The following is a 26,042-nucleotide window of genomic DNA, read 5'->3' as shown; positions in this document are numbered from 1 at the left end:
CCAGCACAGCGTTCATCGTTTCACATGAGACCGTATCGAGCGAGTCGACGGCGGTAGTGTGACCTCATGGCAGCCGATGCCTCTCGCCGAGCCGCCTCCTCGCCCTCGTCGCGTGTGACCGACCGCCCCGGGGACGCCTCGTCTTTCGCTCTGGGTCTCTTGCTGCGTCGGGCGCACTGTGGCGGGCGGCCGCGGTGATGGCGGAGGCCCTTCGGCCGCTCGGCATCGAGCTGCGGCCCTTCGCCGTGCTCATTGTTCTCGTCGACCGCGGGCCCACTGTGCAGCGGGACCTGGCGGCGGCGACGGGGTCGGACAAGGCGGGCATCATGCGGGTCGTGGACGACCTAGAGCACAAGGGGCTGGCCGTGCGCAAGGCCGTTCCGGGGGACCGGCGTGGTGCGGCAAGTGGAGATCACGCCTGAGGGCGTCGAGCTCTTCGACGCCGCCCATGTGGCGGCGGAGCCGCTGGCCGGGAGTCTGGTCGCCGAACTGGGGTCCGGTGAGCCCGGGCAACTGACGGATCTGCTGACCCGGTTCGCCTATCCCGCAACCGGTGAGGCGTAGCGCGCCAACGCGCAGACGTCCTCGGCCGCCCTCGATGCCGGGCCGCCGGTCCCCCGGGGCACCGGCTACGCGGCCAGGCGCTCCGCGAGTTCCTTGGCTTTGGCGGCCGCTTCCTCGAAGGCCTGCTTGCGGGACGCCTCGTAGAGGGACGGTGCCCGAGGGCGGACGGAAGGTGGGGGCGGCGTCGAGTGCATGGGAGGCGGACGATCGTGGACGTATATGAGGCCGTCAGGGGTCGACGGGCGGTGCGGGGATTCACCGACCGGCGAGTCCGGAGGGAGATACTGGGGTGCGTGGTGGCCGCCGCGGCCTGGACACGTCCGCGTCGAACCTCCGGCCGTGGCACGCCTAACCGGCGGGCCGCTGGCCGAACTCAAGAAGCGTGCGGGTGAGCGCCTGGCCTCGGGCGATCCCTGGGACGAGGCGGAGTGTCGGCAGTACCCACCCGCACTGAGGTCGCCCTACCGGGAGCGCCGATCCGCCTTCGGTGAGCAGCGCTACGGGGCACTGGGTATCCGGCGCGAGGACACGGAGGCCCGGCAGAGGGCCGCCTCCGCGAACTGGCAGTGCTTCGGTGCGCCCGCTGCCCTGTTCTGCTACATCGACCGCGACATGGGCCCGGCCCGATGGTCCGACGTGGGGATGTATTTGCAGACCGTCATGCTGCTGTTTCGCGCCGAAGGGGTTCCACAGTTGCCCACAGATGGCATGGATGAAGTACCACAGGACCGTCTCGGAGGTCCTGTTGCCTCGGGACGAGCTCGTCCTCTTCTGTGGCCTGTCGATCGGGTTCGAGGACGTCACGACGGCTGATGCCCGTACGGTCCGGTCGCCGCTCGGGAAGACGGTCACAGTCGTCGATGATCACTGACCGTGTCCGGTCACACCTCGGTCCTCGTGTCACACCTTCAGCGAGTGCCCTGTCATAAGGGTGAGAGCAGGCACGAACTCCGCCGACCCAAGGAGTGCAGTGATGGCCAAGCCCGTTCTTGAGACTGCGGCTCAAGAGCTCGCGGACATGGCGGCATATCCGCCGTTCCTGTACGAACTCGGTCCGGACGGTGCCCGGAAGGCCCTGGACGGCCTGCAGGCGGTGCCGGTAGAGGTGCCGGACGTCGAGGAGAAGTGGGTCACCGTACCCGCCGAAGTGGGCGATGTTCCGGTACGCATCGTCAGGCCCGTCGGTGGCCAAGGCACCTTGCCGGTCGTCCTCTACCTGCACGGCGGAGGCTGGGTCATGGGCGACGCCGGCACCCATGACCGTCTGGTTCGCGAACTGGCCGTCGGGACGAACACCGCCGTCGTGTTCGTGGAGTACGACCGTTCACCTGAGGCCAAGTACCCAGTGGCCATCGAACAGGCGTATGCGGCGGCTCGGTGGATCACCGCGAAGGGCGCCGACAAAGGCCTGGACGCCTCCCGCCTGGCTGTCGCCGGAGACTCCGTCGGCGGCAACATGGCCGCCGCACTGACCCTCATGGCCAAGCAGCGCGGTGACGTGACCTTCGTACACCAGTCGCTGTACTACCCAGTGACGGACGCTGCCCAGAACACCGCGAGCTACCGGCAGTTCGCGGACGGTCCCTATCTCACGGCGAAGGCCATGGCCTGGTTCTGGGACTGCTACACCACCGACTTCGCCCAGCGCGCGGAGATCACCGCCTCGCCGCTGCGGGCCGGCCTGACGGAGCTGCAGGGGTTGCCGCCCGCCTCGTCATCGTCGACGACAGCGACGTGCTGCGGGACGAGGGCGAGGCGTACGCCCGCAGGCTGACCCAGGCCGATGTTCCCACCACGAGCATCCGCATCAACGGCACACTGCACGACTTCATGATGCTCAACCCCCTCCGGACCACGCGGGCCGCGACCGCGGCGATGGAGCAGGCCATGCACGCTCTGCGCACCGCCCTGCACAGCGACTGAGGTTCCCGGCACTGTCGATCGGCCCGGACAGGGCCGCACCCCCCTCGAAGGGTCTCTCATGAAACGTCGTTGGTCTTGCCGCCGTGCTCGTACTCCTCTCACCACTCGGCCGCCCGGCGGTGTCACGGATCGGGCGGCCGCCCGATCCCTGTCGCGTGGGCACGTTTCGGCTTCGGCGAACGTGACTCGGCGCGTGGCCGCGGACGTGAGAGGCGTAGAACTGTGAAGGGCGACAAGGGGACGCGTTCCCTGTCGTCGAGCCGGCCGTCCAGGGGCTCGACAACGGTGGGCCTGGACGCCCTTCCCCACCCCGTGGCCGTGGTGGTGGGCGCCGGTGGTGTGCTCGGAGCGGCGCATGTGGGTCTCGGATACGCGCTGGAGCAGCGCGGCTTCGTCCCGGACATGATCATCGGAACCTCGGTGGGTGCCCTCAACGGGGCCATCGCGGCCGCCCACCCCGACAGCGCCGCCCCGTGGCTGGACCACGTGTGGACCCGGTTGCGCCGCCGCGAGGTGTATCCGCTCGGCTACCTGTCCTCACGAGCCAGTGTGTTCACCGATCGCGGCCTGCGGCGACTGATCGCCAGGGCCGGACTGCCGTCACGGATCGAGCAGTTGGCGGTCCCGTTCACCGCGGTGGCCATGGACCTCGACACCGGCGCTCCGGCGCTGCTCGACCGAGGAGACCTCGAGTCCGCGCTGTTGGCCAGCGCGGCCATCCCCGGAATGCTGCCGCCGGTGGATCGTGATGGCCGGACGCTTGTCGACGGCGGAGTGGTCGCCTATGTCCCCGTACTGGCCGCCCTGCAGGCCGGGGCGGCCAGCGTCGTGGTGATGGCTGCAGGGCCAGCTCGCCGCTGCGCCCCGTCCATCCGCGCCCACGTGCCGGTGCGATCGCCGCGAGGGCCGGGCTGCTTCTCTTGCACCATCAGATCGAGCGTGATCTGCGCGAGGTGTCCCAGCGCATCCCGACGGTCGTGCTCCCGACCGGCATCGAGTCCTGGCCCACGCCATGGGACTTCGGCCATTCCCGGCGGTTGATCAGCACCGCGTCCCACACGGCGGGGCGCTTTCTCGACGGACTGCACATCAGCGGGCCGGGGCTGTACCGGGTCGACGACCCTTCGGCGACACCCGCCGGTCCGGGCGGCGCATCGACTTCTTCCACCGTGGAGGCGGGCCTGTGAGTACCATCGCGTTCCTCAACATCGGCATGCACGGGCACATCAACCCGACGCTTCCGGTTGTGGCCGAGCTCGTCCGGCGCGGTCACACCGTCACGTACTACACCTCGCCCGCGTTCCGTACGGAGATCGAAGCCACCGGCGCGACGGTGTGCCTCTACCCCGGCGGCGACCAGCCGTTCCCCGAACAGCCGACGCCGGTCACATGGATGGAGGCGCTCGCGAGCACCACCGTCCGCTGGCTGCCCGCTGCGCTCACCGACCTCCGCCGCGACCGACCCGACCTGATCGTCCACGACAGCGCCTGTCCGTGGGGCGCGGTTGCCGCCCGCGAACTCGGCGTTCCGGCGGCCGCGTCGTTCACCACCTTCGCCTTCGACCGGCATGTCCCCAGCCCCACCCGCGGCTCCTGGGCCCTGCTGGCCGATGCGAGGTCTCGGCCCCGCAGTGTCCAGGGCTATCTGCGGTCCCGTCGGGAGCTGCGCCGACGCTTCGACACGCGTGGGTTGCCACTGCTCGACCTGGCCAACATCCGCCAGCCGCTCAACCTGGTCTACACCTCGCGGGAGTTCCAGCCCGCCGTCGAGGAGTTCGACCGGTCCTACAGTTTCGTCGGCCCGAGCATCGGCGCCCGCCCTGTCGACCCGTCGTTCCCGGTCGAGCGGCTCCAGGACCCGGTGCTGTACGCCTCGCTGGGCACGGTGTTCAACGCCGATCCGCAGCTGCTGCGCAGTTTCGCCACCGCGCTCGCCCCACTGGGCGGCACCGTCGTCGTATCCACGGGGCAGACCGATCCCGACGCGCTGGGGCCGTTGCCGGCGAATGTGCTCGCCCGGCGCTTCGTGCCGCAACTGGAGGTACTGACCCGCGCGGCGCTGTTCGTCACCCATGGTGGGATGAACAGCGTCAATGAGGCCATGCACGCCGGGGTTCCGCTGTTGCTGGTCCCGCAGGGCGCCGATCAGCCGATGGTGGCCCGCCGTGTCGTCGAGCTCGGCGCCGGCCTGTCCATCCGTACCCAGGACGTCGCCAGGGGCTCCGTACGTGTTCTCGCCCGGCGCCTGCTCCACGAACCGGGGTTCCGAGCGGGCGCGACGACCTTGATGGCCGCCCAGCACAAGGCGGGTGGGTACCAGAGGGCTGCCGACGAACTGGAGCGGTACCTGCACGTCGCCGGCTCGGTTCGTGAGCCGGCTCCCGTCGATCCGCCACGGCGAGGCTGAGCGATGTCATTCGTCGTCGTCATGCTGCTGCTGTTCGCCGGGCTCTCGGAGGCCGTCGGGCGCATTCTGCCCCTGCTGGCGCGTCGGCCCGGCATGCCGCAGACCCTTGTGGCCGGCCTGCTGCTGGCCGCAGGTTTCGTCGAGGGCACGGTGTTCGCGCTGTGGCCGCTGACCGCGTGGAACCTGGCCGAGCTGGTGATGTCCTCACCACCGCCCGACACCGGCTTGGTGTGGACACCGAGCCTGGTCGCCCCGCTGTTGCTCGCTGCCGTCCTCGCGTTCCCGTTGCTCGGACCCTTTCTCCATCTGCTGCTCTTCGTGGGAGTCGGGGCCGCTTTCGCCGACCACCTGGCAGTGACGACCGGGCTCGGCTGGTGGAGTGCCGCCGGGTGTGTGGCCGTTGCCGGGTTCGGTCTCGGCCTCGCTGTGGAGACCGTTCGGCGTCTGGTCGTCAGGATCAGTGCGCCCCGGGCAATGGAGTCGATCATATGAACCAATTCCTCCTCTGGACCATCGCCCTCGGGCCCGCTCTGCTCGCCGAGGCTCTGCTGGCCCGGCACGAGGTGCTGGTCTACGGCGCCGGTCTGCGTACCCCCGTCGCCCAGCTCCCGGAGGGCGTTCCCTACGCTCGGGGCGCGGACCCGGACCGTCCGCCGGATGCCTACCTGGTCTATTTGGACGGCATCGGGAAGCGCCGCTTCCGCGACACCCGGGACGGCGGCCAGCTGGTCAAGACCGTGATCACCGGAGCGCCGGAACTGCGAGTACTGGGGCAGGTCCAGCCCTACTCGCCGCTGGCCGACCCACTGGCCGATCGGCCGGTGTGGGCATGGCTGCGCCGCCACATCGGGCTGCTGCTGTTCCTGCACAACGTCATGCAGGTCTTCGTCGCCGCCGACCACCGGTACCGCCCGCTGTACAACCGGGCTGTCGGTTCCCAGATCGCCACGCAGCTCCGGCTCGCCGGCTACCGGCCCGACAGCGGCATCCCCGTGGTGCTGCTCAGCTACAGCGGTGGCGCCCAGGTCGCCACCGGCGCGGTCGAGGGACTGCACTCCCAGCTGCGCTCCCCGGTCGTGGTGATCACGCTCGGTGGGTTCCACAACGGCGCCAACGATCTCACCCACGCCGAGCACGTGCATCAACTCACCAGTGCGTACGACCGGATCGAGCGGGTCGGCACCTGGATCTTCCCGCAGCGTTGGCGTCTGTTCCGCGGCAGCGGATGGAATCGGGCCCACCGAGCCGGGAAGATCACCGTGCATCGGCTCGACCCGGCCACCCACCTCGGGCCGCGCAGCTACATCAGCCCGGAGGGCAAGCTGCCCGACGGCCGAAGCTACCTCGATCACACCGCCGACACCGTGATCGCTCTCATCCGTGCCCATCACGGCGCGACCACGGTGACGGACGAACCACTGCCGTGAGGGCCTCGACCGGGGCGAGTGGCGCAGGTCAGCTGTCGGTCTCCGGCTGGACGGCGGGGGCACGGTCGACGTCGAGTCCGGCGACGAGGCCGCGCAGGACGGGGCCGTACTCCGGGTGAGCGAGACCGAAGGCCATCTGGGCGACGAGGTAGTCGGCCGGGTTGCCGGTGTCGTACCAGCGGCCCTTGATGACCTGCCCGTACACCGCTCGGGTGGAGGCATAGGCGTTGAGGGCGTCGGTCAGGTAGACCTCGCCGGTCCTGTGCTCGTACCAGCGGCGCGTCTGCTCGCGCAGTTCGTCGATGATGCCGGGGGTGACGACATAGCCGCCGATCGCCGCGTACGACGACGGGGCGGCAGCGGGCTCGGGCTTCTCGACCAGGCCGGTGATCCGCAGTTGGCCGTCGCCGAGGTCCTCCTTCACGACGGGCACGCCGTAGCGCTGGGATTCGGTCGGGTCCATCGGCAGGAGGGCCAGCACCGGACAGCCGGTCTGCTCGTACGCGTGGATCAGCTGCTGGGCGCGGGGGACCTCGGCCACGAAGACGTCGTCGGGCCACAGCACCAGCACCGGCTCGTCGCCGAAGGCACGGGCGGCGTTCAGCACCGGGGTGCCGTTGCCGTACGGGCCGTACTGGTCGAGGTAGGTGATGTGTCCCCGGCGGGCGAGCTCGGCGACCTCCTCCACCGCGTCCGCGTAGGCGGTCTTGCCGTCTCCACGGAGTTGTTCTACGAGGGCGGGGTTGGGGCGGAAGTGGTCCTGGATGAGACTCTTGCCGCCGGAGACGACGATGGTGATGTCGGTGATGCCGGAGTCCACCAGCTCGCGGACGGTGTGCTCGATGACCGGCTTGTCGCCGACCGGGAGCATCTCCTTCGGTGTCGCCTTCGTCAGGGGCAGCAGACGGGAGCCGAGCCCGGCGGCCGGGATCACAGCCCTGCGAATCGTCGGGGACATCACGCCTCTCTCGTTCGGGAGGAAGACCGTACAGGGCCGCCACGATACGCCCGACGTTGTCAACGCCCGCCCGATCACCGGTTTCTCTGAGTACCGGGACATGACTGAGCCCGGGACTCCGTCACCGCGAAGTAGCAGCCGCGGAGTCGGTGGGGAGCTCTCGGCGAAGCTCGTCGGCGCGAGTCTCCAGCTCAGTTGAACATGGTGAGCTGTTCCTTTCCATGGGGTGTCCATGGGGTGAATCTGTGACCGGAATACAGCCGGAATACAGGGGTGGCCCCCTGCCGGTCGGCAGGGGGCCACCGGCACGAACTACTGCTGCTGCGCGAGCCAGTCGGCGAGCTTGGTCTCGGCGATGTGCGCCCCCGGACCCGGCAGGAGGGTGGTCTCCTCCACCTGGGCGCCGGAGTACGGGGCGTGCGGGTCCGTGACGACCGTGCGAGGGTCGTTGTGGGCGGCGAGTGCCTTGCGGAGCAGCTCGTCGAGCTGGAACTGCTCGGGGCCGGCGACCTCCACCAAGCCGTTGAGGGGAGCACCGACCGCGGTGCGGCCGACGGCTGCGGCCACGTCGCCGGAGTAGATGGGCTGGATCTTGACGGGGGCGAGACGCACGGTGTCGCCGTCGGTCGACAGGTCCGCGATCCCCTTGATGAACTCGAAGAACTGGGTGGCGTGGACGATGGAACAGGGGATGCCCGAGGCCTTGATCAGCTCTTCCTGGGTCTGCTTGGCACGGAAGTAGCCGCTCTCCTGGAGCCGGTCCGTGCCGACCACCGAGAGCGCCACGTGGTGTGTCACTCCGGCTTCGGTCTCCGCCTTCAGGAGGTTGGTCGTGGAGGTGCTGAAGAACTCCATGACGGCCTGGTCTTCGAAGGAGGGGGAGTTGGACACGTCGACCACCACGGAGGCGTCCTTCAGAACTTCGGCCAGCCCCTCGCCCGTCAGCGTGTTGACGCCGGTGTTGGGCGCGGCCGCGACCGCCTCGTGCCCGTGCTCACCCAGCCGGGCGACCACCTTCGAGCCGATGAGCCCGGTGCCACCGATCACTACGACCTTCATCGCGGGGTCCTTTCCGAGAAGAATTCGGTCTGCATGAGAAGAGACAAGGTGGCGGCTCTATATGTGACAGGGCTTGTCATTCGACGAGCTTTCCCTCGGTCGAGACCGCTTGCATGAGTGAGGAAATCTCGTCCGGAACGGCTGGAACGCTTTCACGGGTGACGCCCGTCGTCGGGGACCACACGAGGTTGACCTGGAAAGCGGGATCCAGGTCCGGGAAATCGCTGCGGTTGTGGCAGCCGCGGGTCTCACGCCGTTCCAGTGCCGCTTCGAGGGTGGCCCGCGAGGCCAGTGCGGCGGACTTGAGGTCGAAGGCGTGCGCGAGGTCCTGGTAGCCGGCGATGTCCGGATGCACGCCGACGTCCTCCATCCTTTTCTCGATCACGGAAAGCTCCGCCAGCCCGGCGCGCAGGCCCTCCTCGTCGCGTACGACTCCCGCATGTTCGGTCATCGTGTTTCGAATGGCGCGCTGCAGGGCGCGGACGTTCTCCGGCCCGTCCGCTGCGAGGACGTCGTCGATCTCCGTGCGGGCCTGTGTGATGGCCAACGCCGACCGCGGCTGCGCGGTCAGGGACCGCGAGTAGGCGGCCGCTGCCCGCGCTGTGATGCGGCCGAAGACCAGCAGCTCGATGAGGCTGTTCCCGCCGAGGCGATTGGCACAGTGCAACCCGCTCGACGCCTCACCGATGGCGTACAGGCCACGCACGTCGGTGCTGTGGTCCTCGGGACGCACCCACACCCCGCCCATCGAGTAGTGCGCCGTGAACCGATCGCGATCGGTTCACGGGTGATGTCCAGCATCTGCAGGTCCAGAAGAGTCTGGTAGACGCGGGGCAGCCGCGTCATGATCGTCTGCCGTGACAGATGGGAGACGTCGAGCCACACGCCTCCCTTGGGGGTCCCTCGCCCTTCCTTGATCTCCGTGTACGAGGCGAGGGCCACTCGGTCACGGGTGGACAGCTCCATGCGGTCGGGGTCGTAGCGGGCCATGAACCGTTCCCCGAGCGCGTTGCGCAGGACCCCGCCCTCGCCCCGGGCCGCCTCACTGACCAGGGTTCCGGCCGCGTTCTCCGGCTCGATGGTCCCGGACGGATGGAACTGCACCAGCTCGGCGTCGCGCAGCCGGGCTCCTGCCTCCACGGCCAGACGGAAGGAGTCGCCCGTGTTCTCGTCGCGCCGTGAGGACGTACGCCGCCAGATACGGGTGTGGCCCCCGGTGGCGAGGACGACGGCGTCGGCGTGGATCAGGTAGCGCTTTCCGCTCGTGAGGTCGAAGCCGTAGGCACCGAGGACCGCGCCGTCGTGCACCAGGAGCCGGGTGATGTAGACACCGTCGAGTACGGCCGTATGAGCGTCCTCTTTGGGGCGCTTGCCGACCGTGAGGACATCGATGCCGGCCTCAGCCAGTTCGATCGCGGCTCGCAGCCCGGCACCTCCCGTGCCGATCACCAGCACCATGGTGGAAAGGTGTCGTTAATTGACCGCCACGGTTCACTCCGATCGTCGACGTCACTCAGTACGACAGGGACGCCCCGGGATCTGTGACACTTTTCGTTCGTTCGGGCGGACACCGCGGCAGCGCGCGGTCGCCGGGCTCCTGGGGCTCGCCATGACCATGGGTACGGTGACGATCGAGGTTTCCTCGGTCAGGAGGCGATGTGCAGGGCAGCGTCCGTCGTCAGCGTGTGAGGGCGCCTGCGAATGGCATCCCGCGAGCGGGTGGGCCGGTGTCCCCGGCTACGGAGCCGGCGTGATGGTCGTCGGCGTCCCCTGCCAGGCCATCTTCGCGTAAGGGCACAGCGAATCGGCGTTCTCCAGAAGCGGGGCGGCGACCTCGGGATCCATCCCCGTCCACTTCACCACCAGGTCGACGCGCAACATGTAGCCACCGTCCTCAGGGTCCCGTCCGATGGAAATCCTGGGCTTCGGACAGCTGGTTGACCGACCAGTCACGTCGGTTGTGACAGCCACGCTCAAGAGAACGGGGCGCTGGTCATCGCCGTGTGAGCCGCACCGCCAACACGGCGGGATCGGCCCGTTCGGGTAGCCGGGCGAACCTGGACTCCTCCAGTTCGCCTATTACCTTCGTACGGGCGGTCGGCCACATCCAGAACGTCTCGTTGTGCTCACGAAGCACACCATTGTCGCCCCGTACCCAGTAGTCGAAGCGTGTCCGGATGCGGTTCACGTCGGCCGACGCCACCATGCGTCCGCCGTACTCGTGCTGGCCGATCCTCCGGGTCGGGAGGTCGTGCGTGGTCTCGCGATGAGGGAGGCGAGCAGGCGGGAGCTGGATGAGCAGCACACCTCCGGGCACGAGCGCCTCGGCGACGGCAGGCCACAGGGCACGCCGCGAAGCCGGGTCGAGACAGGCGATCGTGTTATGGCATATGGCCACGTCGGCCACCTCGTGCAGGCCGGCCTCGTCGAGCGCGTGGGGATGCACGGTGACCCGCCTTCTCAGGTCGGCGGGCAGTGAGGCGAGGCGCGTCATCAGCGGAGAACGCATGGAACGCGCGGGTTCGACGGCATGCACGGGGACTCGCGACTCCACGAGGCTCATCAGCGTCACCCGTCCGGTTCCGGCGCCGACATCCAGCACACCGAGACGGGCGTTCCCGACATCGCGGCCGTACAACTGGCGCACGCGTACCCCGTCCCGTTCGCCGTGCAGGATGTCGTAGAACTCGGCACTGATCGCATAGGCGTCCTGCTCCTCCTGGCGGGTGCCGCAGGTGCTTCCGGGCCCGGCAGTCCGCAGGTTCGCCTCAGGGCGCCGTGCCATGGGCAAAGTGTTCACCCCAGCCAGTCGTAGCGTTCGCGTGCTTGGGCGACCGTCTCCGGGGCGACAACGCCGGTGCGTGCCAACTGGTGCAGGGCGGCGACGACGATCGACTCGGCGTCGACTCGGAAATAGCGGCGTACGGCATCGCGAGTGTCGGACAGTCCGAAGCCATCGGTTCCCAGCGACGAGTAGTCCTGCTCGACCCACTGGCTGATCTGGTCGGGCACCTGCCGCATCCAGTCGCTGACCGCCAACACTGGCCCGCGTGCGCCCGACAGCGCCGCCGTCACATACGGGACGCGCTCCTCACCCCGCAGCCGTGCCCGGTCGGCACACAAGGCGTCGCGGCGCAGCTCCGTCCAGGACGTCACCGACCAGACGTCGGCGTGGACTCCCCACTGGGAGAGCAGGAGTTCCTGGGCCTCGAGCGCCCAGTGGATGGCCGTGCCGGAAGCCAGCAACTGGATCCGCAGTCCCACGTCGCGGGGCTCTGCCTGCCGGAAGGGATGGATGCCTCGCAGGATCCCTTCCTCGACCGACGGCCCCGGTGGCATGGCGGGCTGCCGCTTGGGCTAGTTGTAGACCGTCAGGTAGTAGAAGACGTCCTCGGGCTGGTCGCCGTACATCCGCCGCAGCCCTTCCCGGACGATCACCGCGATCTCGTAGGCGAAGGCCGGGTCGTAGATCACGGCGGCGGGATTGGTGGAGGCCAGCAGATGGGAATGCCCGTCGGCGTGCTGCAGCCCCTCGCCGGTCATCGTCGTACGTCCGGCCGTCGCCCCGATGACGAAGCCACGGCCCAACTGGTCCGCCAGCGCCCAGAACTGGTCGCCCGTGCGCTGGAACCCGAACATGGCGTAGAAGATGTAGAAAGGGATCATGGCTTCGCCGTGTGTGGCGTACGACGTCGCCGCGGCCGTGAACTCGGCCACCGACCCGGCCTCGGTGATGCCTTCGTCGATGAGCTGGCCGTCCGTGGCCTCTCGATAGCGCAGTAGCTGATCGGCGTCGACCGGCTCGTAGCTCTGGCCCTTCGGCGAGTAGATCCCGGCCGTCGGGAACAGGGCTTCAATGCCGAACGTACGCGCCTCGTCGGGGATGATGGGCACCCAGCGGCGTCCTGTCTCCTCGACGCGCATCAGGTCCTTGACCAGCCGGACCAGCGCCATGGTGGTGGCCACCTCTTGTCGGCCGGAGCTCTTGTGGAGTGATGCGAAGGGGTTGGACGGCGGCTGCTTGAGTGCCTTGGCCACCACTCTCCGCACCGGGACGGGACCTGCCAGAGCGGAACGCCGTTCGCGTAGATACCGCACCTCGTCCGAACCCTCACCGGGGTGCCAGTACGGCATCAGGTCTCCGCTCAACGCGCTGTCCGGGATGGGCAGTTCCAAGACGTCGCGCATCCGGCGGAACTGGGCCATGGTCAGCTTCTTCATCTGATGGTTGGCGTTGCGGGACTCGAAGTCCGAACCCAGCGTGTGGCCCTTCACCGTCTGGGCGAGGACGACGGTCGGATGCCCCCTGTACTCGACCGCGGCCCTGTAGGCGGCGTGGACCTTGAGGGGTTCGTGCCCGCCCCGGGAGTTCTGGAACAGATCGGTGAGCTGGGCGTCGCTCAGACTCGATGCGAGGAGGGACAACGTGTGGCCGGTGAAGAAGTGCTCGCGTATATAGGCGGCGTCCCGCGCGGCGTACGTCTGGAGCTGCCCGTCGGGGATCTCACCGAGGCGGCGGACGAGGGAGCCGTCCGTATCCTGCCGCAGTACGGGGTCCCAGGCCTCGCCCCAGAGAGCCTTCACCACATGCCAGCCCGCGCCGCGGAACCGGGCCTCGAGTTCCTGCACGATCTTCGAGTTGGACCGCACCGGGCCGTCCAGCCGCTGCAGGTTGCAGTTGATGACGAAGGTGAGGTTGTCGAGACCTTCACGGGCGGCGAGCTCCAGTGCGGCCGTCGCCTCGGGCTCGTCCACCTCCCCGTCTCCCAGGAAGGCCCACACACGCGAACCGGAAGTGTCTTTGATGCCCCTGTTGTTGAGGTAGCGGTTGAACCTGGCCTGATAGAGGGCGGCAAGCGGCCCGAGCCCCATCGAGACGGTCGGGAACTCCCACAGCCACGGCAGACGCCGGGGGTGCGGGTAGGACGGCAGGCCGTGACCGTCGGCCTCTCGGCGGAAGCCGTCCAACTGCTCCTCGCGTAGCCGGCCCTCCAGGAACACCCGCGCGTAGATGCCCGGTGAGGCATGCCCCTGCAGATACAACTGGTCCCCGGAACCGTCGCCGTCCTTGCCCTTGAAGAAGTGGTTGAACCCGATCTCATAGAGCCATGCCGCCGAGGCGTAGGTCGAGATATGGCCGCCGAGACCCAGCCGGGAACCGCGGGTCACCATCGCGGCCGCGTTCCACCGGTTCAGCGCGGTGATACGGGACTCCATGGCGATGTCGCCCGGGAAGGGCGGCTGGGACGACGCCGGAATCGTGTTGATGTAGTCCGTGGACACAAGCCCTGGCAGGGCCACTCCGGACCTGACTGCGTACTCGTGCACGCGCCGCAACAGGTACCCGGCGCGGTCGGGCCCCGCATGCCTGACGACGGCGTCGAGCGATGCCTGCCATTCTTTCGTTTCCTCGGCGTCGCGGTCGGGCAGCTGGTCGAGCTCACTCATCGCTGACAACTCCGGGGGCCGGGCTGGATCACTCATGACAGTCTTCCTGTGAGCGAGGCGGGGGGAGAGAGATGACGGCCGGCGGCGGCGAGGCGCCTGTGACGGGCGTCGAGAAGGAGCACGTGCGATGGCCAGGCCGTCATCCCGGCGTGTGGACGGCGGCTCGGGCGAGCCACTCGGCGAACGTCGTGTGGCCGGTGCGGGCTTCCGCTCCGGGGAGAAGCGATCCTTTCCCCAACTCGGCACCGAAGTACCGGGCATGCGCATCGGTGACGACGACCCGTTCGTCCCGCCGGGCGGCCAGCACCTCGGCCGCGAGGTCGTCGATGCGGTGCTCTTCGGGACCGGCCACCTCAAGGGTGTCGAACAGCGGAAGGCCTACGGCGACACGCGCGACGGCCGCTGCGACATCATCCGCGGCTACGGGACGGGTGAGGACCGGTGCCACATGTACGCGGTCGTGGTGGGTCTTCTTGGTCGCCATGGCTTCGACGGATTCGAAGAACGGCGTGGCACGCACGATCGAGTGGGGGAGGGGTGATCGCAGAACCTTGCCCTCCTGCACCAGCTTCCCGCGGAAGTAGTCCGACCGTAGCCGCTCGGCCCCCACGACGGAGAGAACCAGACAGTGCTCGACACCGGCCGCGGCCGCGGCGGTCAGGAGGTTGCTCGTAGCGGTGCGGAAGAACTCCAGACCGGTCTGGGCCGCATGCGACGGTGGGTTGGTCACGTCCACCACCACATCGGCGCCGCGCAATGCCTCGCGAAGGCCGCGACCGGTGATGACATCGACACGGTTACGGCGTGAAGCGGGCACGACCTCCACACCGTGATCCCGAAGCCTGGCAACCGTCCTGGAGCCGATCCACCCATTGGCCCCTGCGACAACGACTCTCATCCGGGTTCCTTCCCCATGAGGGGTCAGCGACCCCGCTGGTTTCCTCGTGTCCGCCGACTTCTTCATGTCGGCCGGCTTCTTGATGTCGGCGAAGCCGGACACTCCACTGACTACGACAGCGGTCGTGCCGTTCTTGTGACACGAACAGCAGACGGTGTGGGCTGAGCGAAATCACTGTCACAGAAGCTCGGTGTGCCCGGTCATCACTTCGAAACGACTCATGGAGGTGCGCACAGTGTCGGACAACGACTCAGCGGGCAGGACCAACGGGCAGCCGCGATCCGAGGTCTGGAAGACAGCGGCGAAGATGCTGCAGGATGCCAAGCCGCCCCACATCCCGGAAGGCGCTTCGGCCATGACCATCTTTGTCGAGTGGCCGCCCGGTGACCCCGGGACTCCGCCGCACCGCCACTCGGGGCCGGCCTTCGGGTACGTGATCGAAGGCGCGGTGCGCTTCGAGATCGAGGGAGAGCTGGAGCGCGTGGTCAAGGCCGGCGAAACCTTCTGGGAGCCGGGTGGCGACGTGATCCACTACCAGGACGGCAACGCCCGGACGGATGCGTGGACCCGGTTCACCGTGACCATGCTGTGTGAGCCGGGACAGCCGATGCTCACGCTGGTCGACGAGGAAGAACTGGCCCGGCTGACCCACCTGCGTGCACCGCGCCCCGCGAACTGACAGGAGGCAACAGTGTTCGAACACCGGACAGAGGCAGAGATGAGGCTGTACTCGGAGAAGACGGCCAGGGAACTCGCCCTGAAAAGGCATCAGGAACAGGACGAGAGCGCTGAGAGCGGCAAGAACGACGACATCACCGATACACCGTCTCCGGCCGACGAAGCGCACACGACCACGGAAACGACGACCACCACCGACACAGAGCTGACCGGCTGACCTCTGTGGTCGGTGGCCGGGGTGGGTGTCGGCGGCTGCCGCCGACACCCATCGAGCACTCTCGTCTCCGCAGACCCTCGCCCCAGTCGAACTGCAGCCACCGGCCCGGCTCGGGAATCCACGGCCGGTAGGTGCGGCGCTTGCCCGCCTTCCAGGCCGTCTTCGCCGCGTTCACCGCCCGCCTCGTCGAACGCGCGCTGCCTCGGTAGCCCATCTTCACCAGCTTTTCGTGGACCACGTCGGCGCGGATCGTCGCCTTCGACTGCTCGACCCACTCCTCGACCTTCTCCAGGAACGCGCGCACCCCCCAGGTCGTGCATATCGTGACCCACGAAGGGGCCAGCGACAGCCCTCGTACCCGCTACGTCTACGAGCACCTCATCAAGCCACTGCGCCCACTGCTCGAACACCGCATGAACCGGCCTATCGCCGAAGGCCGCATCCGCCCTGTCCCGCGCCACTACCTGATCGTCCAGGGCGGCGGCGCCCCCTTACGCCGGCCCGGTCGAAGCCGCGCCCATTGGCGGCCCCTCATGTGCACCGGCGTGCCGAGATGGTGGCCGACATCATTGTCCGCGGCCTCAGTACATCCTTCTCCGGCGGTTGACCTGATCCTCAGGGGAAGGAGAGGGTCTGTGCGAAGAGGGTGACCAGGATCAGCACGGCGGGGAAGCAGACCAGGAACATGGCGAAGGTGTAGCCCATGATGTCGCGGGCCTTGAGGCCAAGGATGGTCAGTGTGGGCAGCATCCAGAAGGGCTGCAGCAGGTTGGCGCTCGCCTCTCCGAGGTCGTAGACGACGACCATCCAGCCCTGGTTCACCTCGAGTTGGTTGCCGGCATCCAGGACGTAGGGCGCCTCGATGACCCACTTGCTGCCGCCACTGGGGACGAAGACGCCGAGGACGCAGCTGTAGATGGCGATGAACGCCGGATAGAAGAACTCGTTGGACACCGAGACCAGCCAGCCGGCGATCGTCTTGCTCAGCCCGGTGAAGGCGATCATCCCGAAGATGCCGCCGTACAGCGGGAATTGCAGCAGGACACCGGAGGCCGCGGGCGTCCCCTCCTTGACGGCCTGCGCGAGGCGTACGGGCCGCCAGTGCAGGATGAGCGCGAGCAGGATGAGGATGAGGTTGATCGTGTTGAGATCGAGGGCGTTGAGGGCGTTGCCCTCCGCGCGGGCGAAGTGCCGGGCCAGGTACCACGCGCCGAGCGCGAACAGCAGGATCGCGAAGACGGGGCTGTACTCGATCCACTCTCCGGGCCGGCTGCGGCGCAGCTGCGAGCGTTCTTCGCCGACGCTGGGGCCCAGTTCGATGCCCAGTTGTTCGGCGGTTTTGGCGCGCTCCGGTGAGGGCGACAGGAGCCAGGCCGTTGTGACGGCGATGACGAAGATGATCGCCGTGGCCGCCATGCCCTGCCACAGGAAGATGGTGTCGGTCAGGGGGATGAGACCGCTGCCGCGTTCCTCCGAGATGACCGCCTGGACTGCGGGCGGACTTGACGCGGCGCTGGCGACCTGGAGTGCCGCCGACCCGGACAGGCCCTGGGCCCATACGGTTCCGAGGCCGAGGAAGGCCATCGCGCCGAGCGCCCGGTAGTCCACGCCGGTGACCCTGCGCGCAATCTCCTTGGCGAGGATGGCGGTGAAGATGAGGCTGAACGCCCAGTTCAGATACGAACTCACCATGGCGACGGCCGCGGTGAACGCGATGGCGCCGCGCGGCGTACGCGGCACTCGCGCGACCCTGGCGATCAGCCGGCCGACCGGCGGGGACACGGCTACCGCGTACCCGGCAATAATGATCATTGCCATCTGTAGCGTGAAGGTGATCAGCGACCAGAATCCCTGACCCCACGCGTCGACCAGGCCGTACCCGGTCGTAGCCGCCGGATCGGACGGGGCGCCGAGCAGCTTCTCGCCGGTCGCGAGGCCGAGTGCAAAGACCGCGAACGTGCCCACGAGGACGAAGCCCAGCGCATCGGGCAGCCATTTCTCCGTGAAGGCGGTGAAACGCAGCGCCATGCGCGCCAGCCAGTTCTCCCGGCTCGCCGTCCGGTCCTCATCCTGCGGGGGCGCCGTTGCCATCACGTCTCCTCGTATCGGTGTACAGGCGTATGGGCGTTCAGGGCTGGTCACCCAGCTATGCGATGCCGACGATCGTCAATTCCGCCTGGCCGAAAGGCAATGTGGATGATCTACACGGCACCCAGCTGCTTCATGTGGGGTATCGCCTTCCCGCGCCGCATGCGTGGGCGGTACGTTCTGCGACGTGACCTTGGAGGAGAGTGACCGGACGTTCCTGGAGTTCCTCGCGCGCGACGCGCCTTCGGCCGAGTTCGAGGAACCGCTCATCGCTGCCCGGGCGTTGGGGGCGAGCGCCGAGACCGTCGCCGACCTTGAGCGGTCGAAACTCCTGGCGCTGCGGGTGCGGGCGGCATTGGACAGGAGCCGCCGCAGGGAAGCCGAACTCTCTGCCCTGTACGAGACGGTGGGCGACCTGGTGGCCCTGCGTGACGTCGACGCCGTCCTTGAGGCGATCGTGCGCCGGGCACGCAAACTGCTTGACACCGACACCGCCTACCTCGCCCTGTACGACCCGGAGCGCGGCCACGCGTACATGCGAGAGACGAACGGTTCGGTGTCGGCGAAGTTCCAGCAGCTGCTCATGCCCCTGGGAGCGGGACTCGGCGGCCTCGTCGTCCAGACCGCCTCGCCCTACTTCAGCAGCAATTACCTGGGTGACGCCCGGTTCCGGCATACGCGCGAGATCGACGAGGCGGTGACCGAGGAGGGCCTGGTCGCCATCCTCTGCGTGCCGCTGCGTCTGCGCGGGACCGTCATCGGCGTGCTCTACGCGGCCGACCGCAGCGAGCGCCGCTTCGCCCGCGACGAGGTCAACCTGCTCAGTTCCCTCGCCGCCCACGCGGCCGTAGCCCTGGACAACGCGCGCCTGCTCCAGGAGACGCAAACCGCCCTGGAAGAACTCAACACGGCCAACCGGAGGGTCGAGGCTCGCAGTGCGTCCGTCGAGCGCGCCGCGGCCGCCTACGAACGCTTCACCGATCTCGCAGTACGCGGTGGCGGTGTCGACGACATCGCGCACGCGATCGCCGCTGTCCTCGGCGGTTCCGTGGTGGTGTTGGGTCCCGACGCGCGTCCGCTGAGCCGGATCGGCGCGACGCCTTTGGCCGACGACTTTCCCGACGAGCGGACTCTGGCCGACGCGGTGGCCCGCTCACATGCCGAGGGACGCAGTGTGACCTGCGGTGCCTGCACGGTCGCCGCGGTGGCGGCCGATCAGCAACCGCTGGGTGCTCTGCTGATATCCGGTGCGGGCGCACTCGACGCCACGGACCGGATGATCCTCGAACGCGGCGTTCTGGTGACCGCGCTCCTTCTGCTGTTTCGCTCCTCGCTCGCTCAGGCCGAGGAGCGGGTGCGCGGTGAACTGCTAGCCGATCTGCTCACTCAACGGCAGGGCGACTCCTTCGCCGTGCGGGAACGGGCCCGCCGGCTCGGCACCGATCTCGACGAACTGCACGTGGTCGCCGTGGCAGTCTGCGCTGCGATTCCCGCGGCGCGGATCGCGAGCGCCGCTGGCGCGTGGGCAAGTGCCCGTGGTGGTCTGGCCGGCCGGCACGAGGGACGTACGGTTCTCCTCGTCCCGGGTGACGACCCCTCCGCGGTTGCCCACGAGGTCGCGGCCGAACTGCGCACCGCACTCGCACGGCCGGTGACCGTCGGCGCAGGCGGCCCGCTCTCCGGCACGGACGCACCGGAGGCGTACGCGGAGGCGCTCGGGTGCCTCAGCGCGCTGCAGGCCCTCGGACGCTCCGGGTCGGCCGCCGCCATGACCGATCTCGGCTTCCTGGGCCTCGTCCTCGGCCGGCACGCCGACACCTGTGGATTCGTCAACCGTGTCCTCGGCCCTCTGATCACCTACGACAAACGGCGGGGAACGAGCCTGCTGCACACGGTCGAGTCGTACTTCGAACACGGCCAGAGCCTGGCTCGCACCAGCGCGGCCATGCACGTCCATGTCAACACCGTCACGCAACGCCTTGAACGCGTCGGACACGTTCTCGGCGAGGAATGGAGCACCCCGCAGCGCGCCCTGGAAACCCAACTGGCCCTGCAACTCCGCCGCGTGCTCGCCGACAGACCTGAGCATCCGCTGAGCACGAGAACGTCGTGATGTATGCGGCACAGGCACTCGTCGATCAATACGGCCGTCGGCCGCAGCGGCATGGCGAACCCGCAGTGCGGCCTCCAGCTCCGCCTGCCCCAGCCGGCGAGCCGGGGCCGCACCTACCTGAAGCAGGCGGCTGACCGGCCATCGAACGGCTCGCGGATCAGATCTCGTTGTTCCACATGCGGAGCATGCTGCAGCGGCCGTTCTTGTAGAGCGTCACGGTCTAGACGCAATGCCGTTGCGTTAGACAGTTGCTGGTTGGGGCGGTTGGATGCGGACTGCTCGGGTGCCGGTGTGGGTGGGTTGGGGCCAGGCGTGGTGTTCGGCCCGTTTGAGCCGATAGTTGGACTTCTTGCGTTTGACGACGCGGGGCTGGCTGCGCAGGTGTCTTGCGGGGAGGAGGCGTTCCAGCAGGTCGTGCTGGAGCAGGACGAGTGTTCTGACCAGCAGGTCAGGGGGAAAAGCTGCCTGGCGTGAGGGTCACACTGCGCCGGGCGGAGCGCAGTGTTTCGGTGAAGGAGATTCGGTTGGCATTCAGGCCCCGGGTGGCGGCGGTTCTCACCATCAACTCACGCAGCGCGTGGTGGACCAGCAGGTGTGCCCAGATCTGCTGCAGGACGCCGTCGGGGGTCTTGCTGGTGAGCACGACGCGGGCTCCGCGTTGGGTGCCTGTGTCAGGTCCTTGCATGACAAGTCGGGTGGTCTGTTGATGCAGTTCAGGGGCTGGCCGCTGCGGGTGGATCCGCCCGCAGCGACGGCTGCTCCGTTCAGCGTCGCAGGCCTGCGACGGCCATCTCTCCCAACACCTCATCGAGGGCCCGCGGCGGCCGTTCCTAGTGGGTCAAACGACCGACACACTCACCGACCGGGCCGGCCTGGCACACCGCGCAAGGGATGATGGGGAGGGAATGACGGAACGCGAGGTCAGGAGCTTCCATGGCGAAGCGGGTTCACCAACCCCGTGAGGACGAGGAGTTCAATTTTATCCTCAGGATGAGTGGAGTTCCGGTCCTCGCCTACTTCACCGGGACATGGCCCAAGGCAATCGAGCCCTGCCGGGTGATGGACCTCGTCGTGGGTGGCATCGCCGACGACTACACGGGCCGCCTGACGGTCGTCCGCACTGACATTACGCGTTGTCCGGCCGCAACCGGGCGATACGGGATCACCGGAGCCCCGTCCTACGTCCTGCTGAAGGAGGGAGAGGCGGTGGCACACGGCACGGGGCCTATGACCATCACCGAGGTACGGAAGTTCCTGGACGGCCACCTCTGAGCGGCCGCTGCGGCACGTGCGCGCGACGCCTGTCACGTCTCGTCCATGGGAGCTGCGCGGCCTGATACACCTTGGGACTGAGACCCCCTCACAGGTCACATAACGCCGTCCAGGGCGGTGGCGTCCGGCGGCAGCTGCACCGCCCCGGCCACGACCTCCTGCGGCGTTGCCGAACGGCTGAACCTTTTCACCAAGCCGTGACCGAGCTGCCTGGAGCGTTCCGTGGACGACGGGGGCAGGGACCGGGCAACGGTGCGGGGAGGTCGTTCAGTGCACCGTGGTCCTCCAGGAGGCTGCCCAGGCCCCGCCGGCGCCTCGCCCGGCACAGCGGCTGAGCGGCCAGCCCTACACCTGCCCGAGGGTGCGGGGGAGTGGGTGGAGGCACTGGCGGCCCTGCGCCTCGAGGTGACCCACCCGCGGATCTCCCCCTTCCGTGAACAGGTCGCCCGGGCCTGCGAGCGGGCCGCCCTGGCGCTGCGTGCCGGTGTACCCGAACCGACCCAGCCGGAGCCTGGTGACTCCTGATACGAGGTTGCTTCCTTGGTGGGACCAGGCCGGAAGGTTCCGCAAGTCTGGCCGGCTTCGGTTGCCGACGGCGGTGGGGTGGCGCTGGCCGACGGTACGTCGGTATACGCGATCGGGCAGTGGATCGCCAGGCGCTCGCAGAAGACCCTGAAGGCGGGCGATGAGGAACAGAGCCTTGCGCGCTGTGGTCCTCAACGCCCTGGTACCCGAGCGGGAAGCGCGGTTCGAGCCGAGCAGCTATGGCTTCCGTGAGCGTCGACAATGCCATCATGCTCATACGAACCGGTCGCAACCCGCACCCAAGAGGTTCAGATGCTCTACCAGAGCCCTGCTGACTTTTGTGCCGAGTACGCCAAAGCTCATGACCGCGACAAAACCGATGAGTTCGGAGGTGTGTCCACACTGGAAAATGTGGCCGTCGTCAGCGAGACGTCGGACACGGCGCGGGTCGAGGCGCTCTGGTTCGCATATGGCCACGACCCGGATTCCGGGTACTACGACGTTTTTGAGCGCACCGCGTTCGTCCTGGTCAAGCGGTACGACGGGTGGCGCCTGCACTCCGAAGCAGATCTCGGCTACGAGTGACAACTGATTGGCGTCTCCGACCCTGCACTCCCTGCCTGTCCATCCTCTCTCCAGGTTCCTCCCCTTGGAGCTTCTACCAGCCTCAAGGCACCACTCGCCGACATTGCCGTGCCCGTGCGTTGGCGCCCGTACCCGGACTTGCGCAACACGTTTCGGAGCAAGGCCGCACAGGGATGTGGAGGCTCTGCGTGACGGCGTCCGTGATTGCATCAGTGATCGTCTCGGACTGGGCGGGGTATTGATTATCGACGACACCGGGTTCATCAAGAAGGGCATCACCTCAGCCGGAGGCCGACAGTACACTGGCGCCTCGGGCAAGATCGACAACTAACGCGCAATGTCGAACGGCTTGTTCCTGTCCTGGATGACGTTCAGGGGAAGTGCTCAGCGGGCAGCCGAGCAGCATTTGAAGAGGCCGCCGAGCAGTTGGCGCGAGATGTCCAGAGCCAGTGAGAAGCCGAGACGCGGGTACGTCGACTCAATGACCTCAATCCGCTCGCGGTGACCTGGAAAGCGGCTCCGGAGAATCTGGCCGAGCCGTGGCAGCTGTTGCGGGCAAACGCCGCTGACTGGCCGGGAGGGCCGGGAAGCGACCCTGCGGGTGGGCTAAGAGTCCTGCGGAGCTGGGTGGAGCAGGGGCAGAGTTCACTTGTCTGTTCGCCGGAAAGGTGCCTACCCAGCGGTTGTTGGTCCTCGGCCCGCCGGGCTCGGGCAAGACTGTCTTGTTGGTGCGGCTGGAGACGCAATCTGGTTCCCAACTAGCGGGAAACGTACACTGCGTACATGGGATTGGGGACTCTCGCGGTTGCAGTCGTCGGAGCGGTCTTCGGTGTCGGGACGACGCTCGTCACCGACCTCGTGCGGTCGCGCAGAGAGCAGGATCGGTACTGGAATGAGACGAAGCGCGTTGTATATGCGCGCTTCTTAACGTCTCTGGCGCAGGCGCATAGCCGCATGATAGTCGCTGCATTCCGTGAGCAGTCGGATGATGTCCGGCGGGACGGGGTTCACGATGCCTTCCATAACGACCCTCAACATAGTGACGCAAAATCTCTATTGCGGGAGTTGGCTATTGCTTCTCCGGATCACGTTTATCAAGCCGCTCTGCCGGTCTATCGACAGCTCCGCGTCATTCGCGAACTCCTCGCCGCGCAGCCTCTTCGACCGGAATCGGCAGAATATGAAGAAGTAAGACAACCGTTCTTCCAGGACTTGGAAACTTTGCAGAAGGTCATGCGAGACGACCTGCAACCGAAAACCTCCCGCCGGCCTTAGGGCTTGCCGGGAAACAAGTCGCGGCTTTGAGCTGTGGGACTCGTTGTTCTGGTATGGGGAGACTGGAGGGGACCGAGGCTGTCCTGGCTGCGAAGTTCCAGGTGTCGTTGCCGCACCTGGACGAGCGGCAGCGTCGGCTGGCCATAGGGGCGTAAGCGCTGTCGCTGGGGCATGGTGGGATCAGACTCGCCGCCGCCGCGGCCGGGGTTCGGAAGGGCGCGGTCTCGCGCGGTGCAGCTGAACTGGATTGTGGTCAGGCTCTGTTGAGACGGGTCCGTCGTCCTGGTGGAGGCCGAAGGAAGGCCGTGGACCTTGATCCGGGGCTGCGGTCGGCGCTACTTGCGTTGGTCGAGCCCGACGAGCGGGGTGATCCGATGTCGCTGCTGCGGTGGACGACGACGTCGACCCGGAAGCTGGCAGCGGAGCTGACCCGCCAGGGCCACCGGGTCTCCGCCGACACGGTCGCCGGCCTGCTGCGGGAGGAAGGCTTCAGTCTGCAGGCCAATGCAAAGACCATCGAAGGTGCCCAGCACCTCGATCGGGACGCCCAGTTCCGCTACCTCAACGAGCGGGCATGAGACCACATGGACAGCGGTGACCCGGTGACCAGTGTGGACAGCAAGAAGAAGGAGCTCGGCGTTCCCGGCGGATGCCCGTCAACGCCCCGTCTCGCCAAGCGGAGCACTCAATGGTCGGGGAAGCGCCCGCAGAACAGGTTCGTGGGGCCAGGAGTGACCGGAACCCGGGGCCACCTCGGCCCTTGGGGAGGATGGGAACGGCCAGTGGCGACTAGCGCAGGGGCAGGGTTCTGCGGAGCTGGAATGCGCTCGTCGAGTGCTCGAACAGGGCGACTAGGTGTATTGATCACGAGCGTTGTTAACGCTGGCCGGGCTTGATCATGGCGAAGGCCTCCGTGTGTGGTGGAGGTGTCGAATCTTCACCGCACGGAGGCCTTCGTGTCCCACCGTAATGCCCGGCTGACCGTTCACGGCAGGCGACTGCTCATCGACCGCGTCCGCACCGGCCGTCCCGTCGCGCACGTCGCCGCGGAGATGGGCATCTCCCGCCCCACGGCCCACAAGTGGATCCGGCGCTGGCGGTCCGAGGGCGAAAGCGGACTCCACGACCGCTCCAGCCACCCACGCACGACACCACACCGAACCAGCGCCGCAACCGAGGCCCGCGTCTGCCGGCTGCGTAAAGACCGCAAGCTCGGACCCGCCCGCATCGGCCCGGTCCTCGGTCTGCCCGCCTCGACCGTGCACCGCATCCTCACCCGGTACGGCCTGAACCGTCTGGCCTTCCTGGACCGGCCCACCGGCCAGGTCATCCGCCGCTACGAACGCGGCCGGCCCGGCGAGCTGATCCACGTGGACGTCAAGAAACTCGGCCGCATCCCCGACGGCGGCGGCCACAAGGTCCTGGGCCGCCAGGCCGGCCGCGCCCGACGCAGCAGCATGGCTTCGACTACATCCACTCCGCCGTCGACGACCACAGCCGCCTGGCCTACAGCGAGATCCACCCGGACGAGAAAGCCGCCACCTGCGCAGACTTCCTGCGCCGGGCCGCAGCCTTCTTCACGACCTGCGGCATCGACCGCATCGAGCGGGTCCTGACCGACAACGCCTGGCCCTACCGCAAGAGCTTCGCCTGGCAGCAGGCGCTGACGGACCTCGGAGCGCACCGCAAGCTCACCCGCATCTACCGGCCGCAGACCAACGGCAAGGTCGAACGCTTCAACCGCACCCTGCTCGACGAATGGGCCTACCTACGGCCCTACACCAGCAACACCGAACGCACCGACGCCCTGACAGACTTCCTCCACACCTACAACCACCACCGCTGCCACACCGCACTCGGAGGCAAGCCACCGATCACCCGTGTGAACAACCCTGCGGGTCAATACAACTAGGGCCTGTCCGATGGGTCAGGTAATCCGCCGGTCGGGCGGTCGTTCTGTCCAGTGTGGGGCGGGGTGATCTCTCTGATGACGAGTGGGCTCGACTCGAACCGAGTCTGCCCAAGAATGTTGGGCGAGGCGGACGTTGGCTGTGCCATCGGCGCGTGATCAACGGGATTCTCTTCCGGCAGCGCACCCGCCTGCCGTGGCGCGATCTTCCGACTCGCTTCGGGAATTGGAAGACGGTGTATGAGCGCCATCGCAGGTGGTCCGCAGATGGCACGTGGGAGCCTGTCCCGTGGACGGTCCTGGGTGACGCTGACGGCGAGGGGCGGCTCGACTGGAGTGTGGTGGGCGTAGATTCGACGGTCTGCCGCGCCCATCAGCATGCGGCCGGTGCTCATCACCGTGCGCCCCGGGTGCTGGGGCGCCGGCGCCGTCCGGCCGAGTATCGCCTTGTTGAGGCGCTCGGCCGGTCTCGGGGTGGTCTCACGACAAAGTTTCATCTGGAGAGTGACGGCAGCTGCCGCCCACTGGCTCTGCTGAGACGCTGCGGGCACGGCCATTTCGAGAGCCCTCGCCAACACCAAAGACAGGGAGGCGACGAGGGAGCGCAGGGGGTCGGCGAGTTCGGGGTGGTCGCCGCGGGAGCAGGACTGGAGAAGGGCGGCGGCGACGACGAGGAGGGCCGTGGCGCCGACTGGG

22 protein-coding genes and 8 pseudogenes are annotated in these 26,042 nt (G+C 67.9%); 19 read left to right on the top strand and 11 right to left on the bottom strand.

What is annotated here, in order from left to right:
- Positions 1–197: 197 nt before the first annotated feature.
- The gene (locus ACIBEI_RS05070; protein ID WP_398885227.1) at positions 198–422 is read left to right on the top strand and encodes a MarR family winged helix-turn-helix transcriptional regulator; all 225 of its coding nucleotides are present in this window, start codon (positions 198–200) and stop codon (positions 420–422) included.
- Positions 406–564 (top strand): hypothetical protein, encoded by a 159-nt coding sequence (locus ACIBEI_RS05065; RefSeq protein ID WP_398885225.1) that lies wholly within the window; start codon positions 406–408, stop codon positions 562–564. Before ACIBEI_RS05070 ends, ACIBEI_RS05065 begins: the two co-directional genes overlap by 17 nt.
- 65 nt (positions 565–629) lie before the next feature.
- On the opposite strand, the gene ACIBEI_RS05060 is transcribed toward ACIBEI_RS05065, so the two are convergent.
- Positions 630–758, bottom strand: a complete 129-nt coding sequence (locus ACIBEI_RS05060) for a hypothetical protein (protein ID WP_398885223.1) — start codon at positions 756–758, stop codon at positions 630–632.
- Positions 759–773: 15 nt separating this feature from the next.
- Here ACIBEI_RS05060 and ACIBEI_RS05055 point away from each other — a divergent pair.
- The 6 genes and pseudogenes from ACIBEI_RS05055 to ACIBEI_RS05030 all read left to right on the top strand — a co-directional run bounded on the left by ACIBEI_RS05055 (position 774) and on the right by ACIBEI_RS05030 (position 6,321).
- A pseudogene (locus tag ACIBEI_RS05055) lies at positions 774–1,435 on the top strand (nitroreductase family protein).
- 102 nt (positions 1,436–1,537) lie between these two features.
- Positions 1,538–2,487: pseudogene (locus ACIBEI_RS05050) on the top strand (alpha/beta hydrolase).
- 285 nt (positions 2,488–2,772) lie between these two features.
- On the top strand, positions 2,773–3,528 hold the full coding sequence (locus ACIBEI_RS05045) for a patatin-like phospholipase family protein (RefSeq protein WP_398885221.1): 756 nt from the start codon (positions 2,773–2,775) through the stop codon (positions 3,526–3,528).
- 142 nt (positions 3,529–3,670) lie between these two features.
- On the top strand, positions 3,671–4,894 hold the full coding sequence (locus ACIBEI_RS05040) for a macrolide family glycosyltransferase (protein WP_398885219.1): 1,224 nt from the start codon (positions 3,671–3,673) through the stop codon (positions 4,892–4,894).
- Between the two features lie 3 nt (positions 4,895–4,897).
- The gene (locus tag ACIBEI_RS05035) at positions 4,898–5,386 is read left to right on the top strand and encodes a hypothetical protein (RefSeq protein WP_398885217.1); all 489 of its coding nucleotides are present in this window, start codon (positions 4,898–4,900) and stop codon (positions 5,384–5,386) included.
- A complete protein-coding gene (locus ACIBEI_RS05030) occupies positions 5,383–6,321 on the top strand; it encodes a hypothetical protein (RefSeq protein ID WP_398885215.1) in 939 nt (312 codons plus the stop codon). Before ACIBEI_RS05035 ends, ACIBEI_RS05030 begins: the two co-directional genes overlap by 4 nt.
- A 28-nt stretch (positions 6,322–6,349) precedes the next feature.
- Here ACIBEI_RS05030 and ACIBEI_RS05025 read toward each other — a convergent pair whose 3' ends face one another.
- The 7 genes and pseudogenes from ACIBEI_RS05025 to ACIBEI_RS04995 all read right to left on the bottom strand — a co-directional run bounded on the left by ACIBEI_RS05025 (position 6,350) and on the right by ACIBEI_RS04995 (position 14,684).
- Entirely contained in the window at positions 6,350–7,279 is a 930-nt protein-coding gene (locus ACIBEI_RS05025) for a UTP--glucose-1-phosphate uridylyltransferase (protein ID WP_398885213.1), read from the bottom strand.
- 312 nt (positions 7,280–7,591) lie between these two features.
- Positions 7,592–8,338 (bottom strand): SDR family oxidoreductase, encoded by a 747-nt coding sequence (locus ACIBEI_RS05020; protein WP_398885211.1) that lies wholly within the window; start codon positions 8,336–8,338, stop codon positions 7,592–7,594.
- A gap of 76 nt (positions 8,339–8,414) precedes the next feature.
- A pseudogene (locus ACIBEI_RS05015) lies at positions 8,415–9,796 on the bottom strand (FAD-binding protein).
- A 279-nt stretch (positions 9,797–10,075) separates the two neighbouring features.
- Positions 10,076–10,219 carry a hypothetical protein gene (locus ACIBEI_RS05010; protein WP_398885209.1) on the bottom strand — a complete coding sequence of 48 codons (144 nt, stop codon included), beginning with the start codon at positions 10,217–10,219 and terminating at the stop codon, positions 10,076–10,078.
- A gap of 112 nt (positions 10,220–10,331) precedes the next feature.
- Positions 10,332–11,123 carry a class I SAM-dependent methyltransferase gene (locus ACIBEI_RS05005; protein ID WP_398885207.1) on the bottom strand — a complete coding sequence of 264 codons (792 nt, stop codon included), beginning with the start codon at positions 11,121–11,123 and terminating at the stop codon, positions 10,332–10,334.
- 11 nt (positions 11,124–11,134) lie between these two features.
- Positions 11,135–13,822: pseudogene (gene aceE / locus ACIBEI_RS05000) on the bottom strand (pyruvate dehydrogenase (acetyl-transferring), homodimeric type).
- 103 nt (positions 13,823–13,925) lie between these two features.
- Complete coding sequence (locus tag ACIBEI_RS04995) at positions 13,926–14,684, bottom strand: SDR family oxidoreductase (RefSeq protein ID WP_398885205.1); 759 nt, start codon at positions 14,682–14,684, stop codon at positions 13,926–13,928.
- Between the two features lie 307 nt (positions 14,685–14,991).
- On the opposite strand from ACIBEI_RS04995, the gene ACIBEI_RS04990 reads away from it, so the two are divergent.
- Together ACIBEI_RS04990 and ACIBEI_RS04985 are read left to right on the top strand one after the other, a co-directional pair.
- Positions 14,992–15,363, top strand: a complete 372-nt coding sequence (locus ACIBEI_RS04990) for a cupin domain-containing protein (protein WP_398885203.1) — start codon at positions 14,992–14,994, stop codon at positions 15,361–15,363.
- A 39-nt stretch (positions 15,364–15,402) separates the two neighbouring features.
- Positions 15,403–15,579, top strand: coding sequence for a hypothetical protein (locus tag ACIBEI_RS04985; protein ID WP_398886352.1), 177 nt, complete (start codon positions 15,403–15,405; stop codon positions 15,577–15,579).
- A 73-nt stretch (positions 15,580–15,652) separates the two neighbouring features.
- Here the strand turns inward: ACIBEI_RS04985 and ACIBEI_RS04980 are convergent.
- Positions 15,653–15,874: pseudogene (locus ACIBEI_RS04980) on the bottom strand (IS21 family transposase); the annotation flags it as partial.
- A 320-nt stretch (positions 15,875–16,194) separates the two neighbouring features.
- Positions 16,195–17,670, bottom strand: a complete 1,476-nt coding sequence (locus ACIBEI_RS04975) for a short-chain fatty acid transporter (RefSeq protein ID WP_398885202.1) — start codon at positions 17,668–17,670, stop codon at positions 16,195–16,197.
- Between the two features lie 184 nt (positions 17,671–17,854).
- Here ACIBEI_RS04975 and ACIBEI_RS04970 point away from each other — a divergent pair, with 184 nt between their 5' ends.
- A complete protein-coding gene (locus ACIBEI_RS04970) occupies positions 17,855–19,780 on the top strand; it encodes a helix-turn-helix domain-containing protein (protein ID WP_398885199.1) in 1,926 nt (641 codons plus the stop codon).
- Positions 19,781–20,228: 448 nt separating this feature from the next.
- Here the strand turns inward: ACIBEI_RS04970 and ACIBEI_RS04965 are convergent, their stop codons facing one another.
- Entirely contained in the window at positions 20,229–20,423 is a 195-nt protein-coding gene (locus ACIBEI_RS04965) for a hypothetical protein (protein WP_398885197.1), read from the bottom strand.
- A 290-nt stretch (positions 20,424–20,713) separates the two neighbouring features.
- On the opposite strand from ACIBEI_RS04965, the gene ACIBEI_RS04960 reads away from it, so the two are divergent.
- The 8 genes and pseudogenes from ACIBEI_RS04960 to ACIBEI_RS04925 form a co-directional block, all read left to right on the top strand.
- Positions 20,714–21,052: a thioredoxin family protein gene (locus ACIBEI_RS04960; RefSeq protein ID WP_398885195.1), complete on the top strand. Its 339-nt coding sequence runs from the start codon at positions 20,714–20,716 to the stop codon at positions 21,050–21,052.
- Positions 21,053–21,427: 375 nt separating this feature from the next.
- Positions 21,428–21,577, top strand: coding sequence for a hypothetical protein (locus ACIBEI_RS04955; protein WP_398885193.1), 150 nt, complete (start codon positions 21,428–21,430; stop codon positions 21,575–21,577).
- A gap of 393 nt (positions 21,578–21,970) precedes the next feature.
- A complete protein-coding gene (locus ACIBEI_RS04950; RefSeq protein ID WP_398885191.1) occupies positions 21,971–22,162 on the top strand; it encodes a hypothetical protein in 192 nt (63 codons plus the stop codon).
- Positions 22,163–22,169: 7 nt separating this feature from the next.
- A complete protein-coding gene (locus ACIBEI_RS04945; protein WP_398885189.1) occupies positions 22,170–22,493 on the top strand; it encodes a transposase in 324 nt (107 codons plus the stop codon).
- Between the two features lie 452 nt (positions 22,494–22,945).
- Positions 22,946–23,437, top strand: coding sequence for a hypothetical protein (locus tag ACIBEI_RS04940; protein ID WP_398885187.1), 492 nt, complete (start codon positions 22,946–22,948; stop codon positions 23,435–23,437).
- A gap of 158 nt (positions 23,438–23,595) precedes the next feature.
- Positions 23,596–24,012 (top strand): annotated as a pseudogene (locus ACIBEI_RS04935) (ISAzo13 family transposase); the annotation flags it as partial.
- 381 nt (positions 24,013–24,393) lie between these two features.
- Positions 24,394–25,349, top strand: a pseudogene (locus tag ACIBEI_RS04930) (IS481 family transposase).
- A gap of 53 nt (positions 25,350–25,402) precedes the next feature.
- Positions 25,403–25,882 (top strand): annotated as a pseudogene (locus tag ACIBEI_RS04925) (IS5 family transposase); the annotation flags it as partial.
- Between the last annotated feature and the right edge of the window lie 160 nt (positions 25,883–26,042).

The sequence above is a fragment of the Streptomyces sp. NPDC050988 genome (assembly GCF_044456225.1).
GTDB lineage: Bacteria > Actinomycetota > Actinomycetes > Streptomycetales > Streptomycetaceae > Streptomyces.
This window is presented reverse-complemented; position numbering and strand designations above follow the sequence as displayed.